The organism is Rhodococcus sp. T2V (assembly GCF_029269925.1).
Lineage (GTDB): Bacteria > Actinomycetota > Actinomycetes > Mycobacteriales > Mycobacteriaceae > Rhodococcus_F > Rhodococcus_F koreensis.
In genome coordinates, this window is the sequence record NZ_JARJBD010000036.1 from 23877 (window position 1) to 37878 (window position 14002).

Sequence of the window (14002 nt, forward strand, 5' to 3'; positions counted from 1 at the left end):
TCAGTCCCCGCGGAGTTCGGTGACGCCCCCGGTCGGGTTGATCACGGGCGGGACCGTGACACGGTCGACCGGCGCGAGGCTGGGCAGGCCCTTCGCGGATCCACGGTTCTCAGCCAGCAGCGATGTCACTACGGACAACAGCACCGCGGTACCGGCGATCGTGAGCGATGCCGGCCAATCGATATCGAGGATGCTGCCGGTCACCGGGAACGCGGCGGCCAGCGATCCGGCCCCAGTGCGCACGGCCCGGTCGGCGAGGTCGACGAGGAAGTTCCCTGATGTGACAGCGGTCGCCGTCGACACCGCGAGGATCAACGACACCACTGCGGCGAGGGCCGCGGCACCGAGGAGGCTGGTCCACGACACCGACACGATGGTGACACCGGCGCCGAAGAACACCAGCACGTTCTGCAGGAACGAGCGTCCCGCGCGGTCGAGGGCGTCCAACCAGAACGCCTTGGTGTCGAGGCTGCCAAGTTCGATACTCGGCTCGATGTATTCGTGATCACCCATGACTACTTGCCTGCTTTCTTGTCGAGTGCGCCGGGGATCCCGGCAGTGGCGGCGAGGGCGGAGGTGAGGTCGTAGAGGGTTCGGCCTCCGCCCTGTTCGAATCCCTGGAACGGCCCGCCGGGGATGTCCTTGCCGAGCAGTGCGTCGGCGGTGCCGAGCCCGCCGAGCTGGTCGAGGATGGCGGCGAGCAGCAGCTGGTTCTGCCGGTGCAGTTCAATCGACGCGTTGACGGTGATCTCGGTGCGGACGAGGCGGCCGTCGATCCACGACAGCAGCTCCCACGCGGGCATCTGCGTTCCGAACTGGGTAGGGATGGGAATGTCCCAGATGTTTGTCACGGGTACCTCCGGAGTCGGGGTCGGTGCGGGGATGATGGGGCCGGGCTGTGGGATGCCGTAGATCCCGAGGTGGCCGTTGTTGAGCTTGTCCGCGAACGCCTTCAGTCGGGCGGCGTCGACACCGATCTGGTAGTGCATCTCGTCGACGCGGGCCCAGTCGCGGCCCCAGAAGATGCAGCCCTCGAACAGCTTCAGACCGGCCCGGACCTTTGCGACGCGGTCGGCCGGCATCGTCAGCCGGGTCCACGGGTACTGGGTGGCGTTGATGTCGACGGCGGTGCCGGACAGGTGGTTGCTGTTGGGGACGTCGTTGTCCCAGGAGAAGCCCCAGTCGTCGCGGGGTTTGAACCGGTCGATTGGTTCGACGTTGCGGTGGTACCAGATCATCCATCCGACGAGGACGGTCGCGACGTCACCGCGGCACAGTTCGATCTGCTGGGTGGTGCCGGGCACGGTGACGGTGACGATCTCCGCGGTGTCGACGATGGGCCACCCGTTTTCGGAGTGGGTGTAGCCCTGGTATGAGCGTGTGCCCATGGATATCTCCTCTGTCGAGTTATATTGAGCGCCAGCGATTTCTGTTGCTCAGTTCATGGCCATGGCGGCGGCGTTGACGAACGAGAACAGGCGGGCGATCTTCTCGCCCATCAGTTGGCCGGGCATCTTGTCCGGTTCGTCGTCGCCGATGACGGAGGTGACCTTGACCCGGTCTTCGCGGGTGTCTTCGACCTCGATGGAGTGCACGCGGTCGAAGAGGGTGTCGTCCTCGTCGGAGTCCTCCCAGCCGACGAGGTGGCCGGTGTCGAAGTCCTCGAACGCACCGAACGGTGCCCAGTCGACGACCTCGACCTTGGCGCGGCGCTTGCCGGCGTTCTCGAACAACGTCTTCTCGGCGACCGCCTTACCAGACCACGTGTAGGCGCCGGACCCGCCGTTGCCGAACACCTCGGGGAGGGCGAACTTCCCGAGCTTCTTCTTCAGCTGGTAGTCGGTGGCCTTCATGAACGCCAGGAACATGTCGTTCAGGACTCCGGACAGGGCGGTCGCCAGACCGGGGATGATCAGCCCGGCCCACGCCAGGAGGGCGGTGATCCCGGCCTCCACACCCATCTGCAGGAGTTTGTTCACCCACGTCGGGCTGGTCCCGCCGACCACCGCCGAGTAGCCATTGGGGTGGGTGGCTTCGACTGTGGCGTCGAGGATTCCATCGGAGTCCTCGGACCAGATGCACGACGGCAGCTCCTGCTGCTTGAGCTTGTCGGTGATGATGTCCGCCAGCCCGGGCATCCAACCACCGATCACTGCGTCGATTCCGTCGGCGATCGCCTCACCGATCGTGTTCACGAGCGAGTCGATGATGGTGCCGGTGTTGACCAGGCCGCCGGTCTTCGGTCGGTCGACGACGTCGACGATGACCTGGGACTCGAGGAGGGTGATCTTGTCGGGCATCGGTTGCGGGTCGCGGTCCTTGATCCACATCCGTGCCCGCACCTGTACCGACTTGCCCTTGAGGTGCTCGGTGAACAGTTCATCCAACGGCACCATCCGGGCTTGCATGGTGACCATTTCGGAGGTGTCGTGCAGTGCGTCGTAGGGGAGGAGCGTGATCGGGCACTGGCCGGTGCGGAGCTGGAGCCGCCACACGTTGCGCTGCAGGTACCAGTAGATCCCGCCGCGCAGCGGACCGATGTATAGATCCTGCGGGGTGATCTGCGCTTCCTCGAAGCCGGGCAGCGGCATCGGGTACGCCATGATCGCGTGGAACCACGCCCACGTGTCGACCAACGTGACGGTGATGGTCTTCTGACCTTTGAGGCCGCGCTTGACGGCCTTGAGGACGCGGGAGTCGAAGTGCCGGCCGTTGTAGGTGACGCGGATCGGAACCACTGTTTCGTCGCAGGACATGATCAGCTTGCCGAACTCGTTGTCACCCGCGAGGACGAGTTCACCGACTCCAACCGCGTTGTGGGTGAACTTCACCTTGCACGTCGCGTAGTCGCCGATCATCCCGAGCGGGCCGTACGCGGAGTCGAAGATCTCGATGTCGAACTCGGCGGCGTCCCCGCGGGCGGGGGTGCCATCGATGAGTTCGGCGTGCATCTGCGCCGACCACCAGTCCAGTGCTGACGGCTGATCCAGCGAGGGGTCGAGTACCGGGGTGGTCACCATGGCCTCCTGGACTTGGGATTGATCGTGCACACCGCCGACGAATACTCATTGCCGCCGATGACCCGCAGCTTCGACATGTCCAGCGACTTACGGCCGGGAACCGGATATCGGAACCGCTGAGCACCCATGTCCCGGTACAGGTTCGGGCGCATGTTGGACTTCGCGATGTACTTCGATCGGTCGGTGTGGATACGCGCGATCTCACCCGGATACAGGTTCGGGGTCGTCACCACGGTGTCGCCCTGCCCATCCGGGATCTGGAATGCGCCCGGGCCTTGGATCGTCCACTCCGGCGACGCCTTCTGGTCGCCGGAGTTGCGGAGCTTGCGGCCCTCGACAGGTTTCCCGTTGACCCACTCGAACACGTCCTCGGGTCCGAACCACCACGGCCGGCCGCAGATCACCGGCACCAGGTAGGGCTGGAAACTGTCGAAGATGGGGTCGTACTCGGTGGCTACCTTCGGTTGATCCGCCAACCGGAAGTCGACGAACTTCGTGCCCCGTGTCGAGTTGACGTGCAGCCTGGACTCGAAGTGGTAGTCGATGTCCGACCAGAACCCGTCGTTGATGTCGTGGAACGGGCGCCCCTGTGTTCGGTGCACATACACGGGAAGGAAGAACTCCCGAGGTTCAGTGACTGCGCCGAGCCAGAACGCACCCTCGCCGCGCGCGGTCTTGAACCACAGGTGGTTCGCCTTCGGTTCGGTGTAGTCCGCCCATCCGGGTGCGAGCACCACCCCGCAGGACTCACGCCCCACGAGGTGGTGCTCGGACAGGTACCAGGCACGTTCCGGCAGATCCGACGACTCACCCGGACCGGCGAGAACAACGTTCGCGGTGCCGTCAGGAAAGAATGTCAATTTCCCAGTCCTCGATTCTGCGCGTAGCGCCACCGTTCTTCCTGGTCGGCCTTGCGGATCCCGGCAGCGACCTCGTTGCGGTCGGCGCCGTTGGCGTTGACCACGGTTTGCCGCAGTGAGTCGAACGGATTCCGTGGCCCGGCCTGTTGCTGCGGCGCCGCAAGCGCGTTCTGTCCGGTGGCCCGGAGCACCTGGAACATGCGCTTGGTCTCGTCCATGTCCGCGGTCTCCCGCGGGTTGAGGACGAACTCGTCCCGGCCGGACAGGTTGAGGCCGAGTTCTCCGTGACGCCACCGCCCGCCGGTGTCGAACACCTTCACATCACCAAGGGACTTGAGCATGTTCTGCATCCAGTCCGGTGTGCTGAACGGTGTCACCGGCAGCTGGGTCTTGGCTTCCTCGTCGGTGATCGGGACGTCGGCCAACGGCAGCTTGCGCTCGGACGTCTTGTCCTGCTCTTCCTTGAAGCCGTTCGCCGCTGCCTTACCCACAGCCATACCCGCTTGGGCGAGTGGACCGATGTTGTCGGCGCCGTAGTAGCCGAGGATGTCGCTGACGTTGCTGCTGATGAACTCTTTCCCGATCTCGCCGAAGAAGTCGGACCAGGTGCTGGGAAGCGAGGAGTCCCCCGACTTGCTGTCACCCTTCTTCTTTTCTTCGAGGGAGTTGATCGCTTGCTGCAGCTGGTCATCAGCCTCGTCCTTGTCGTCCTGGGTGGACTCGGCATCGTCGTACACTTCGTTGCGGTCCAGGCGCGCCTTCTCCACCGCGCGTTCAGCGCTGCGGAGGCTGAGCTCGTCGTCGGTGTACGCGGTGGTGAGGTCGGGTGCATCCGGGGCCGGTGGTGCGTCTTTGCCTGCCTTCGCTGCGTCCCGCTTTTCCTCGTAGCCCTTGACCTTCAGCTCAGCCTTCTCGACCTTCAGTTGCGCCTGACGGCGGTCCGCGTCGGTCTTCTTCGGATTGGCATTGACGCGCTCCCGGGCTTCCTTCGCCTGCTCTACAGCGACGACCGCGGACTTGAGGTCCGTCTCGTCCTTCGCAGTCCACGTCGCTTTCTTCTTGCCCGACGACGAATACGAGGACGACGAATCGCGGTCCGAGTAGTCACCGACTGATTCCGATGCCGAGGTGATAGCCGGGGAGAACTTCTCCCACGGCAGGTAGTACTGGTTGCCACCGAACTGGGCATCGAACGCGCCCACCGTTCCGCCGACCTTCGCGGCACCGTAAGACCCACCGGACTCGTAATTGGTGCCGAAGATCGTCGCGGCCATGTGCTCTTCGCTGGTTCCGACGACGAATGGCCCCTTGGTACCAGGGACAAGGTCAGGCCAGCTCCCCGCGAGCAAGTCATATGTAGTGCCCAACCGGCCCTGCGGATCCTCCTCGCCCCGAGCTGCACGCTGCAGCTGCGCCACGAATCCCGAGCAGTCGGCACCTGCTAGGGACGCACCACCGGTCACGTAGGGGACGCCGTCCATCGCCGCGCCGAGAGCTTCGATCCGTTCCCGTGCGGTTGTGCCGACCGCGCCGCCGACCTCGAACTTGCCGACCTCTCCGTTCGCCAGCGCGGCCCGGAATCGGTAGACACCTTCCTGGCCGCCGAGTCGATCGACGTCCTCCGTGGTGAGCATGTGCTCGCCCGGCATCGCGAGGATCGGAACCGAGTCCTTGCCGGGGGTGCCGCCGTTGATCTCGCCGCCCTTGGCCTTGGGCTCGACGAGGATCGGTGCGACCGGACCCTGCTGCCCGGTGGCGTTGAACGCTCGCTGCGCCGCCGCGGTGGCCTGCGCGTCGACCGTGATCATCAGCGTCTTGCCCGGGAGCTGTTTGTCGATCACCGCCTGGATGGCGGCGAGCGCCTCCTGGTTCGGCGCCGAGATGTGAAAGACACCGGGCTTGCCGGTGACCTCCTCGACCTTGATGCCGGCGGCCTCGATCTCCTTCTTGGCGTCGTCGGTGAGCGCCGAGATCGGGATGTCGATCCCGTTGGCGTTCTGGTCGAGCAGCGCCTTGATCGCGAACAGCTGCTGCTCGACGCTGTCGGCACCAGCGAGGCTGGCGAGGATCTCGAAGTTCTTCGGGGCGTACCCGACCGACGCAGCGAGCCGCTCGATCTCTTCCTTCGACATCCCAGCCGCGGTGCCGAGTTCGGCGAACTGCTGGGCGTTCTTCTCCCAGATCGGACCCATGTCGTTGCCGGACGAGGCAGCGGTCAGGGTCGCCTCGGTGATGTCCCGAAGCATTGTGCGGAGCTTGTCGCCGTTGGCGCTCGCTGTGTTGACGGTGCCGTCTGCGTTGACCAGTTCCTGGCCCCAGCCCTGCGTGCGGTCCCACGCCTCGGAAGTGGCCGCCGCTGTCTCGCGAACCTGCTGATTGTACTTCTGCAAGGCGTCGGAGGCGGCGATCGGCTTTCCCGACATGATGTCGAGCACGGTGCGCATGGCGTCGAGTCGGTCTGCGGCGCTAGATGATTCGTCGGCAAGGACCTTCACGGCCTCCGTCATCGTGAAGAACCCAGGTGTGGTGCGCCGGGCGATGTCGTTGAGGGTCTGGATCTCGCTGCGGGTCCTGTTCAGATCATCGGCTGCCTTCGCCCCGCCGTCGCCGGAGGCGCGGAGAGTCTTCTCGAATTCCCGCCAGGTGGTGTCGTCCGAGGCGAGCTTCTCGGCGATCTGTTCGCTGGACAGTTTGGTCTTCCCAAGGGCATCCTGCGCTTGACGATTCGCCAGGCCGATGCGGTCCATCTCAAAGGAGATGTCGTCGCCCGCCCCGCGCCATGGCATGACGATGTCACCGATGACGTCGGACGCGACGTTGTTCCATTTGGCGTCGTTGGCGCTGGCTTCCTTGTACGCGGTCGAGAGGTCGTTGACCTGGCTGGTGATGTTCGCCATCGCCTGGTCGTCGTACTTGCCCTCGTTCAGGGAGAAGATGTCACCGAGGGCTGACTGCGTGGTCTTGATGTTCTTGAGGGCGTCATCGTAGGCCTTGGTGTGAGCCTCGGCCTCTTTGATGTTCTGGTACCAGGCACCGACCACAGTGGTGGCGGCGGTGATACCCACCATCAACCCGCCACCCATGGCCGAGACCAGGCCGCCGACTGCAGACTTCAGCCCGCTCGCACCGGCGGCGGCGATTCCTCCGAGCTGACCACCGAACTGCACTGCCGATGCACCGGCGGACCGGAGGCGGCTGGACAACCCCGAGGTCTGGGCGGCGGCATCACGATGACGGTCGGCCATATCCCGGGCGCGGGTGGACACGTCTCTGTACGCATCACCCATGCGGGCGACCGCCGGGACGCGCGCCTCCAAGGTGGACCACGAGGCAACCAGGTCAGAGATCGACTCTTCCTGCCCCTCCAGCAGGGACTGAATCTCCTCGAACTGACCTTCGAAGGTATTCGACTGCAGCTCAGGTGGGTTGGCTTCCAGCTGTTCTTCGGCGAGGGTGAGGCGAACCTCTTCCATCTCGTCGCGGAATCCGGACAGGCTGGTCTTGGCCTTCTCGATCCAGTCGCCCACGGTGTCGTCGAGGTTGAACGCCTTGATCCCGGCGAAGGCGCCGGCCGCCACCTGAACGGAGGCTGGTAGTTCGAGGAACTTCGATCCGACCTCGCCGACAGCTTCACCAGCAGACTTGAGCCCATCGACGATTGCCGGGGTGGCCTGTCCGATTTTGTCGGCAGCAGCCCGGGCGAAGGACTCCATCGGGCCGTCGACCAGGTCGTAGATCTCCAGGGCGAGATTCTCGGCAGCGTTCTGCGCCGAACCCATAGCACCCGGCAGCCCCTGCGTCTTCGCCGCGGCGACCTCCGCTGCAGCGCCCTGCCGGTTCACGGCGGCTAGCATGGTGTCGAACCCGCCAGCGCCTTGCTCGGCTGCGATACCAGCCAGACGCATCGCGTCGGACCCGAACAGGGTGGCCGTCGCCGCCTGATACTGCTCGTCAGTCATGCGTTCCGCGGCCGCGTCGAGCTGGCCGAACAACGACGACATCCCGACAAACTTGCCTTGCGCGTCGTAGACCGTCAGGCCGAGCTCTTTGATCGCCGCCTGCGCAGGCTTTCCCTGATCCGTCAGGGCCAGGAGCGTGGACTTGATCAGGGTGCCTGCATCCGACCCTTGGATGCCGGCATTGGAGAGGACACCCAGCGATGCTGCCGTGTCTTCGATCGTGAGACCGAACTGATTCGCCACGCTGCCGGCCTGCTGCAGACCTTGTGCAACGTCCGTCATCTCGGCGGATGATGCGTTTGCGGTGTTCGCCAGAACGTCTGCTGCCTTGCCTGCATAGTTGGCGTCGAGCCCGAACGCCTGGAGCGCCTGCGACTGGATTGTGGCCGCCGACGCTGCATCGATCTGCGCGGCAGCGGCCAGCTGCAGGGTGCCCTTCGCTGCCGCCATGGATTGCTCGACTGTGAATCCGCCCTTGGCGAGTTCGGTCATCGCCGCAGCGGCGTCAGAGGCGGACGTTCCCGGAAGCTGGACATCGTTGCCGAGTTGCTTCGCCCGCTCCGATACCGCTGCCATCTGCGAGTCGGTCGCCTTCGACACCGCCTGCATCGTGTTCATCGTGTTCGTGTAGTCGTTGCCGATCGTGATGATCTGCTTGACCGTCGCCCCGGCGGCAGCCGCACCGAGCGAGATGCCGATGGCACCGGCGATCTTGTTCGCCATGTTGAGAGCGGGTTGTGCCCCTGCCTGCATCTGCGCAGGCAGGGACTTCATGTCGAGCCCAACCTCGATGTCGATGCGGCCACCGGCCATTGAGCACCTCCAGCTATCTGCGTGTTAATCGCCGACCGGAGACGACGAGGGTGAACCACGCTGTAAGCTCCCGAAAACCACTGGTCCAGGGAGAAGAAATGAAACTCAGCAAGATCTCGGCAACCGCGATCGGGAGCATCGGAGCTGTACTGCTATTGGCCGGAATCGCTCTCGGCTTCTGGCCTTTGAAAGCGTCCGACCACTGGAGCTGGGACACGATCAGTTGCGGGAGCGCATTGATCCCCGATACTTCCGAAGCCGAGAAAGTGGACTTCGACCACCAGCTCAAGCAAGACCTGAACGGTGTTCGCAGAAGCCTCGGCCTTGATCCTGAGATCGCACCCCTCACTCAGTTCGAAAGCACCTGCAATGAGCTAATCGGCGACCGACGCATCTTGGTCGGGTTCACCGTTGCCATCGGTCTGGCAGTAGGCGCTGTTGGGGTGTTCGGAAAGCGACGCGACACTGCCACTGATTCGAGAACGGGCAGCAGCACTGTTTCGACGGCTTAGGAACGAACCCCACCCGAAGTCCATCCCTCGGCCGCCTATTGCAGGGCGTCGATCCGGTCTGCGAGACGTTTGAATTCGTCAGCGCTGACTCGGTCGTCGGGGGCCGCTGCCCTCGGCTGGGTGAACTGCGCCATCAGCGCGTCATGCTGCTCTGTTCGAAGCTCGGTCAGATCCGCGCGACGAAGCGCAATAGGACGGAGCACCGGGACAGGCGGCGGCTTGATCCCTGCCCGCTTGCGGCGCTCTCGGGCTGCTTTGACCTCGGGGTCATCAGGGTCGGTGATCTTGTCGACGTACTCGCCGGTGAGGTAGAAGTCCTCGCGGTCGACGAGCATCGCCAGATTCTCCGAGTCTCGGAACCGTTGCTGATCCTGCTCTTCGGCGTCCTCAAGCATGGCCACGACGTCGCGCCAGTACGTGTTCGCCATCTCGTACCGCAGGTCCGTGTGAAAGATCCGCCGGAACCGGGAATAGGCTGCGTACCAACCATCCTCAGTGGTGAGGGAGATCAGTACGCGAGGAATTCCCCCTGGGCGTTCATCAGGCCCGCGATCTTGTAGATCCGCGGCAGGTACACGTGCATCAACTCGGGCATCGATCTCTTCTCGAAGGCGGCCCACAGCTCAGCCGGATCCCCCTCGCAGATCAGCATCTCCAGGATCTTGTCGTACAGACGCTTTCGCGAGAGGTTAAAGAACTCGAGTACCTCCTCCGGGGCGTAGCCACGACGCACCGAGTAGGGCTTCCCGAGGAATGCGATAGGAACCGGATCGGCGGATGGGATGGCGAGGTCGCTGGTGAGCTCGAACGCCTCGGAGCCGGAGACCGGGACGGCCTCGGTGGTCTCGTCCCGGTCCTCGGTGTTCTTGCTTTTGCCTGGCATGGGTTATCTCCGTATCGGGTGGTCGGGTTACCTACGCCAGATCAGGCGAGGTCGTCCTTGGTGCGCAGTCGGCGCACGGGTGCGAGGTTGATGATTTCGAAGTCGAAGCCGTCGATGGACTTGCCGTCGGCGACCGTCGACGGCACCGGAGCGCCGAGCGTGACCCGTTCGCAGTAGAACGCGACACCATCCGATGCCTGCTTCGAGACCCACAGGAAAGCGAACTCCTCGGCCTCTTCGATAACCCATTCGTAGATGCCGGTTCCGGTTCCGACTTCCTCGATCGAGCCGCCCTGCAGGGCGGTCAGGACCGATGCCTTCGAGTAGTCGAGGGCCCGGAACTTGAAGGTGTCGTCGAGGGGTTCGCGGATCACCTTGTACGGGGCCTTGCGGTAGTTCGCCGCATGCAGCTTGGTGACGTTCTGTGAGGGTGTCTTCTGGATGCCCGCCTCAACACCGCCGAAGGCGGGCCAGGTGACGGCGGGGATCGCAGGCGGTCCGGTCACAGCGGGTGTCAGCGGAAGAGTGGTGCCGGTAAGCGTGAATACGTTGGTGGGGATACCGGCGCCCGCGGTGCCGCGGAAGGCGTCGCCGTCGAGCCACGCGTACGCGTCCTGGGGGTTGGCAAAGTTACTCACGGATATTCCTCCTGGATCGGCTCACAGTTGCCGTGAGCACAGTGGGGTGGTCCCGCCCCGGACGTGCCAGGCAAGCACCCGGGGCGGGACGTTGTGGAGCTGGTCAGCGGACCAGCATTTTGAGCTCGACCCGAACGGGCGAGCGGAACAGCGGAATGTCCTCGCCGCGTGTCTTCTCGGGAATGGACAGCGGACCCTCTTTCCATTCCGCAGCCCAAGTGCAGTTGCGGAAGGTCTGCTGTCGCGCGCGCCCCAGGAGTTCCCCGGCGAGCGCCGCGATGTTCCACGTCGACTCCTCCGGGTCCACGCCACCGAACAGCGCCACGACCTCTGGATCGGCGCTTGCGAGGATGACGTTGAGATCCGGGGAGTAGACGTCGACTTGCACCATCGGCCGGCGCAGCATCGGGTCCTTGCCTGGTGTGACCACTGGTCGAATGAGAGCGAACGGCCGCGTGATCACGTCCGGCGTATCCCGCGTGGTGATCAGCGATGCCGGAATCAGATCGGTGAACTCCTCGACGCCTATGAGATATTCACGCACCGCTCCAGGCGGATATGGGAGCACGATCCTCATCGCGGCCTCCATCCTTGATAGTCGCCGTACCTGGACGCCGCGTTTGTCAGGGCGGCGTGCGGCGGAGTGTCGACGGTGCCGTACTCCTTGAAGACCGCGTCCTCGTCGTCGTCGACGACGAAGACACGACTTCCGACAGCTTCGACGCTGATGCCGTCCCGGTAGTCACCTGTGAGAACGGGTGCGTCGGCCTGGGCCTCATCCGCGATCGTCTGGCCGATGTCGAGGCGTCCGTCGAAGGACGCCTCGAACGCCTCACCACGGAGCGGACCTGGGTAGACCCTCAGTCGGGCGGCCATCAGCTGCCGCCGGTGTCTCCGGCAACCTTGCTGCCGCGGGCGCGTCGACCGTTGGTTCCGGTCTCGGCCGCCGTGTCGGGGGCATCGGCCGCACCGAGTTCGTTGCTGGTCTCGGTCTCGGCGCCCGCGTTGGGCACGGTCTCGTCGGCAACAGCCTCGGCCTTCGCCTTCTGCTCGGCGAGATGTTCGAGGTGTCGCCGCGACCCGGCCGCGGTGGAGACCGTTCGGCCATCCTCCGTGGTGAAGGTGACGAAGTTCGGATTAGGTTCGGACTTGTTCTCGCCCATACTGATTCACTCCTTGATGTCGTTGGATCGACGCACGATGACGACGATGTATGCAACCCGGCGCGGACGCCGGCGCGGACGCCGTTCCCGCGCCTTACCGACCACCTGATAGACGTCGCCGTCTGCGTCGCGGAATTTGTCTCGCGCGGCAGGAAGGGGGTCGAGTCCCGGGTCGAGGAGAAGGACATAGGAACTCTTGACGTGTCCGTCCTCGAACTCGACATTTCCGGCGTCGACGGATGATGCCGACAGCTGCCGCTGCTGTAGCTCACCCGTCCACGGGACCTCGGTCGGTGGGACTGGTCTTCTGTTGCCCGTCGACGACTCGTCGTACTGGGGTTCGTTGTGTCGAAGTAGTACCCATGGATCCTGGAACTTCGGCATCAGAACACTCGAATCGTGAAGGCGCCGGCGTTTGTCTCACCCACATCGGGGTCGAGCTCGGCGAGTTCGTCGTCGGTGTAGTAGATGAGCCGCGGGTCGGCGTCAACGTACTGCTCGGTGTTCTCCGGATACTGGCTGCTCCGGACGCGCAGCCCGGTGCGGATCACGTCGAGGGCACGGGCGACCGCGGTGACAACGGTTCCCTTGACGAGATCCCGGTCGAGGGTTCCGTCGAGCATTCGCGCGTCGATGGCGAGGTAGCGGCGAGACCTCAGTTTCGACGACGCGTAGGTGATCAGCGACTCGACCTGGGTGACCTCGGGATCGGCCAGGGTTTCCCCTAGCCGATCCTCGACGTCAGTCCTGGTGATGAGCGGCTCAGGCGGTGCCGTCACCGTCGCCCTCGTCTCCGCTGTCGCCCTCACCGCTCGCGTCCGCGGTGCCGGCTTCAGGCGATTCCTCCGCAGCCTTGATAGCTGCGACGATGTCGGCCTTCTTCTTGGCATCACCGAGGTCGACCCTGTTCGCGATGGCGTATGCGAACAGCTCCGGGACTTTCCACTGTTCGGTCGGTTCGCCGGCGGGAAAGTCCTGCTCCTCGATCACCACTGCAGCAGGGGAGTCGGCCCACGCGGCGGGGTTGGTGATCTGCGCGGCAGCCCACTCCGGCACCGCGTCGGTCGGGCCGAACTGGTGATAGGTGCCCTGTTCGTCGGCCACGTGGACGAACGCGGACAGGCGGCCACCCATCACAGCACCTTCGCGATCATGGTCGCGTTGGCGTTGCCGAGGATCGGCAGGCCGACCCCGGACGCCTTGGTCCAGCGACCGACCGGGTCGTTGTCGATGTAGGAACCGACGACGATGCCGGGAGCCTCGGACGCGTCGATCTCGTAGTCAGGCTCGATCGATTCGGCCGTGGTACCCCACAGGGTCTCGCCGAGCTTGGCGGACCCGATGTACAGAACGGAGTCATCGGGGATGAGCCGCGTCGGATCCCCATCGAAGTCCTCGACCTGAGCGTCGAAGATCTCAAACCGGGGATGCCCGAACGACGTGAAGAGGGCGTTGACCTGTTCGAAGGTCACGATCCCCTGCGTCGAGCCGGGGGGCAGGCAGTACGCCCGAATCGCAGCGTTCTTCATCAGGTTCGACATCACCCGCTGCGACGTGACCGCCCGGGTCGGGTTACCCGAGTTCGAGATCCGGAACGTCGAGAACCAGCTCTCCTGGTCGGCAATCGGATCCGCAGCCCCGGACCACACCGTCGTGGCCACGATCGTGTGGCCTGCCTTGCGGGCGAAGTCCACCTCGATCTCGATGCCGTCCTCCGCGAGGCTGACCTTTCCAGTCGTCAGGGCTTGCGCCTTGGCCACGATCAGGCGGGTGCGAAGCGCGTCCGCCAGCTCAACGGCGTCGTCCTGGATCAGCTTGATGATCGAGGCATCCGCCTTCCGAAGCCGCAGCCGGTCGTATTCACCGAGTCGCCGCTTCTCCGAAATTGGGGGCAGCTCACCGGAAATCCGGGTCACACCCTTCCGCTTCGACTGCGGCGCCTCAACGTCCCAGCTGCGGAACTTCGCCATGCGCTTCAGTCCGCGCTCGGTGATGTTCGCCCGGAAGTCGACGTCATCGACGACGAGATCGGGCAGCAGATCGTCGATCAGCGCGAGGTCGTTGATGGGTCGGTCAGCGAGAGCTTCACGCACGTACCCGGTCAGTTCGACCGGAGTGATGTAGTCGCTGTTCAGCACAAGTGCCATTGCTCAG

General features: G+C 64.5%; 16 protein-coding genes. 1 reads left to right on the top strand and 15 read right to left on the bottom strand.

What is annotated here, in order from left to right:
* The 5 genes from P3H15_RS27215 to P3H15_RS27235 are packed head-to-tail and all read right to left on the bottom strand — an operon-like array spanning position 1 to position 8652.
* Complete coding sequence (locus P3H15_RS27215; protein ID WP_276140080.1) at positions 1-513, bottom strand: holin; 513 nt, start codon at positions 511-513, stop codon at positions 1-3.
* Between the two features lie 2 nt (positions 514-515).
* Entirely contained in the window at positions 516-1388 is an 873-nt protein-coding gene (locus P3H15_RS27220; protein WP_276140081.1) for a M15 family metallopeptidase, read from the bottom strand.
* Positions 1389-1436: 48 nt separating this feature from the next.
* Entirely contained in the window at positions 1437-3017 is a 1581-nt protein-coding gene (locus P3H15_RS27225; protein WP_276140082.1) for a hypothetical protein, read from the bottom strand.
* Positions 3014-3880 carry a hypothetical protein gene (locus P3H15_RS27230; RefSeq protein WP_276140083.1) on the bottom strand — a complete coding sequence of 289 codons (867 nt, stop codon included), beginning with the start codon at positions 3878-3880 and terminating at the stop codon, positions 3014-3016. Before P3H15_RS27230 ends, P3H15_RS27225 begins: the two co-directional genes overlap by 4 nt.
* Positions 3877-8652, bottom strand: coding sequence for a phage tail tape measure protein (locus P3H15_RS27235; protein ID WP_276140084.1), 4776 nt, complete (start codon positions 8650-8652; stop codon positions 3877-3879). The genes P3H15_RS27230 and P3H15_RS27235 overlap by 4 nt, the downstream gene beginning before the upstream one ends.
* 98 nt (positions 8653-8750) lie before the next feature.
* Between P3H15_RS27235 and P3H15_RS27240 the strand changes: the two genes are divergently transcribed.
* The gene (locus P3H15_RS27240; protein ID WP_276140085.1) at positions 8751-9164 is read left to right on the top strand and encodes a hypothetical protein; all 414 of its coding nucleotides are present in this window, start codon (positions 8751-8753) and stop codon (positions 9162-9164) included.
* Positions 9165-9199: 35 nt separating this feature from the next.
* Here the strand turns inward: P3H15_RS27240 and P3H15_RS27245 are convergent, their stop codons facing one another.
* The 10 genes from P3H15_RS27245 to P3H15_RS27290 form a co-directional block, all read right to left on the bottom strand.
* Positions 9200-9592, bottom strand: a complete 393-nt coding sequence (locus P3H15_RS27245) for a hypothetical protein (protein ID WP_276140086.1) — start codon at positions 9590-9592, stop codon at positions 9200-9202.
* A gap of 80 nt (positions 9593-9672) precedes the next feature.
* Positions 9673-10047: a hypothetical protein gene (locus P3H15_RS27250; RefSeq protein ID WP_276140087.1), complete on the bottom strand. Its 375-nt coding sequence runs from the start codon at positions 10045-10047 to the stop codon at positions 9673-9675.
* A 41-nt stretch (positions 10048-10088) separates the two neighbouring features.
* The gene (locus tag P3H15_RS27255; protein WP_276140088.1) at positions 10089-10685 is read right to left on the bottom strand and encodes a hypothetical protein; all 597 of its coding nucleotides are present in this window, start codon (positions 10683-10685) and stop codon (positions 10089-10091) included.
* A gap of 103 nt (positions 10686-10788) precedes the next feature.
* Positions 10789-11262 carry a hypothetical protein gene (locus P3H15_RS27260; protein ID WP_276140089.1) on the bottom strand — a complete coding sequence of 158 codons (474 nt, stop codon included), beginning with the start codon at positions 11260-11262 and terminating at the stop codon, positions 10789-10791.
* The gene (locus tag P3H15_RS27265; protein ID WP_276140090.1) at positions 11259-11561 is read right to left on the bottom strand and encodes an HK97 gp10 family phage protein; all 303 of its coding nucleotides are present in this window, start codon (positions 11559-11561) and stop codon (positions 11259-11261) included. The genes P3H15_RS27260 and P3H15_RS27265 overlap by 4 nt, the downstream gene beginning before the upstream one ends.
* The gene (locus tag P3H15_RS27270) at positions 11561-11848 is read right to left on the bottom strand and encodes a hypothetical protein (protein ID WP_276140091.1); all 288 of its coding nucleotides are present in this window, start codon (positions 11846-11848) and stop codon (positions 11561-11563) included. The genes P3H15_RS27265 and P3H15_RS27270 overlap by 1 nt, the downstream gene beginning before the upstream one ends.
* A gap of 6 nt (positions 11849-11854) precedes the next feature.
* Entirely contained in the window at positions 11855-12232 is a 378-nt protein-coding gene (locus tag P3H15_RS27275) for a hypothetical protein (RefSeq protein WP_276140092.1), read from the bottom strand.
* Positions 12232-12627, bottom strand: coding sequence for a hypothetical protein (locus P3H15_RS27280; RefSeq protein ID WP_276140093.1), 396 nt, complete (start codon positions 12625-12627; stop codon positions 12232-12234). Before P3H15_RS27280 ends, P3H15_RS27275 begins: the two co-directional genes overlap by 1 nt.
* Entirely contained in the window at positions 12611-12982 is a 372-nt protein-coding gene (locus P3H15_RS27285; RefSeq protein ID WP_276140094.1) for a hypothetical protein, read from the bottom strand. Before P3H15_RS27285 ends, P3H15_RS27280 begins: the two co-directional genes overlap by 17 nt.
* Complete coding sequence (locus P3H15_RS27290) at positions 12982-13995, bottom strand: major capsid protein (protein ID WP_276140095.1); 1014 nt, start codon at positions 13993-13995, stop codon at positions 12982-12984. Before P3H15_RS27290 ends, P3H15_RS27285 begins: the two co-directional genes overlap by 1 nt.
* Between the last annotated feature and the right edge of the window lie 7 nt (positions 13996-14002).

Bases quoted from the DNA above. Each gene is read 5' to 3' on its own strand.
- P3H15_RS27215 (WP_276140080.1), bottom strand. From the start codon at position 513: ATGGGTGATCACGAATACATCGAGCCGAGTATCGAACTTGGCAGCCTC.
- P3H15_RS27220 (WP_276140081.1), bottom strand. From the start codon at position 1,388: ATGGGCACACGCTCATACCAGGGCTACACCCACTCCGAAAACGGGTGG.
- P3H15_RS27235 (WP_276140084.1), bottom strand. From the start codon at position 8,652: ATGGCCGGTGGCCGCATCGACATCGAGGTTGGGCTCGACATGAAGTCC.
- P3H15_RS27240 (WP_276140085.1), top strand. From the start codon at position 8,751: ATGAAACTCAGCAAGATCTCGGCAACCGCGATCGGGAGCATCGGAGCT.
- P3H15_RS27245 (WP_276140086.1), bottom strand. From the start codon at position 9,592: ATGGCGAACACGTACTGGCGCGACGTCGTGGCCATGCTTGAGGACGCC.
- P3H15_RS27250 (WP_276140087.1), bottom strand. From the start codon at position 10,047: ATGCCAGGCAAAAGCAAGAACACCGAGGACCGGGACGAGACCACCGAG.
- P3H15_RS27260 (WP_276140089.1), bottom strand. From the start codon at position 11,262: ATGAGGATCGTGCTCCCATATCCGCCTGGAGCGGTGCGTGAATATCTC.
- P3H15_RS27265 (WP_276140090.1), bottom strand. From the start codon at position 11,561: ATGGCCGCCCGACTGAGGGTCTACCCAGGTCCGCTCCGTGGTGAGGCG.
- P3H15_RS27270 (WP_276140091.1), bottom strand. From the start codon at position 11,848: ATGGGCGAGAACAAGTCCGAACCTAATCCGAACTTCGTCACCTTCACC.
- P3H15_RS27275 (WP_276140092.1), bottom strand. From the start codon at position 12,232: ATGCCGAAGTTCCAGGATCCATGGGTACTACTTCGACACAACGAACCC.
- P3H15_RS27285 (WP_276140094.1), bottom strand. From the start codon at position 12,982: ATGGGTGGCCGCCTGTCCGCGTTCGTCCACGTGGCCGACGAACAGGGC.
- P3H15_RS27290 (WP_276140095.1), bottom strand. From the start codon at position 13,995: ATGGCACTTGTGCTGAACAGCGACTACATCACTCCGGTCGAACTGACC.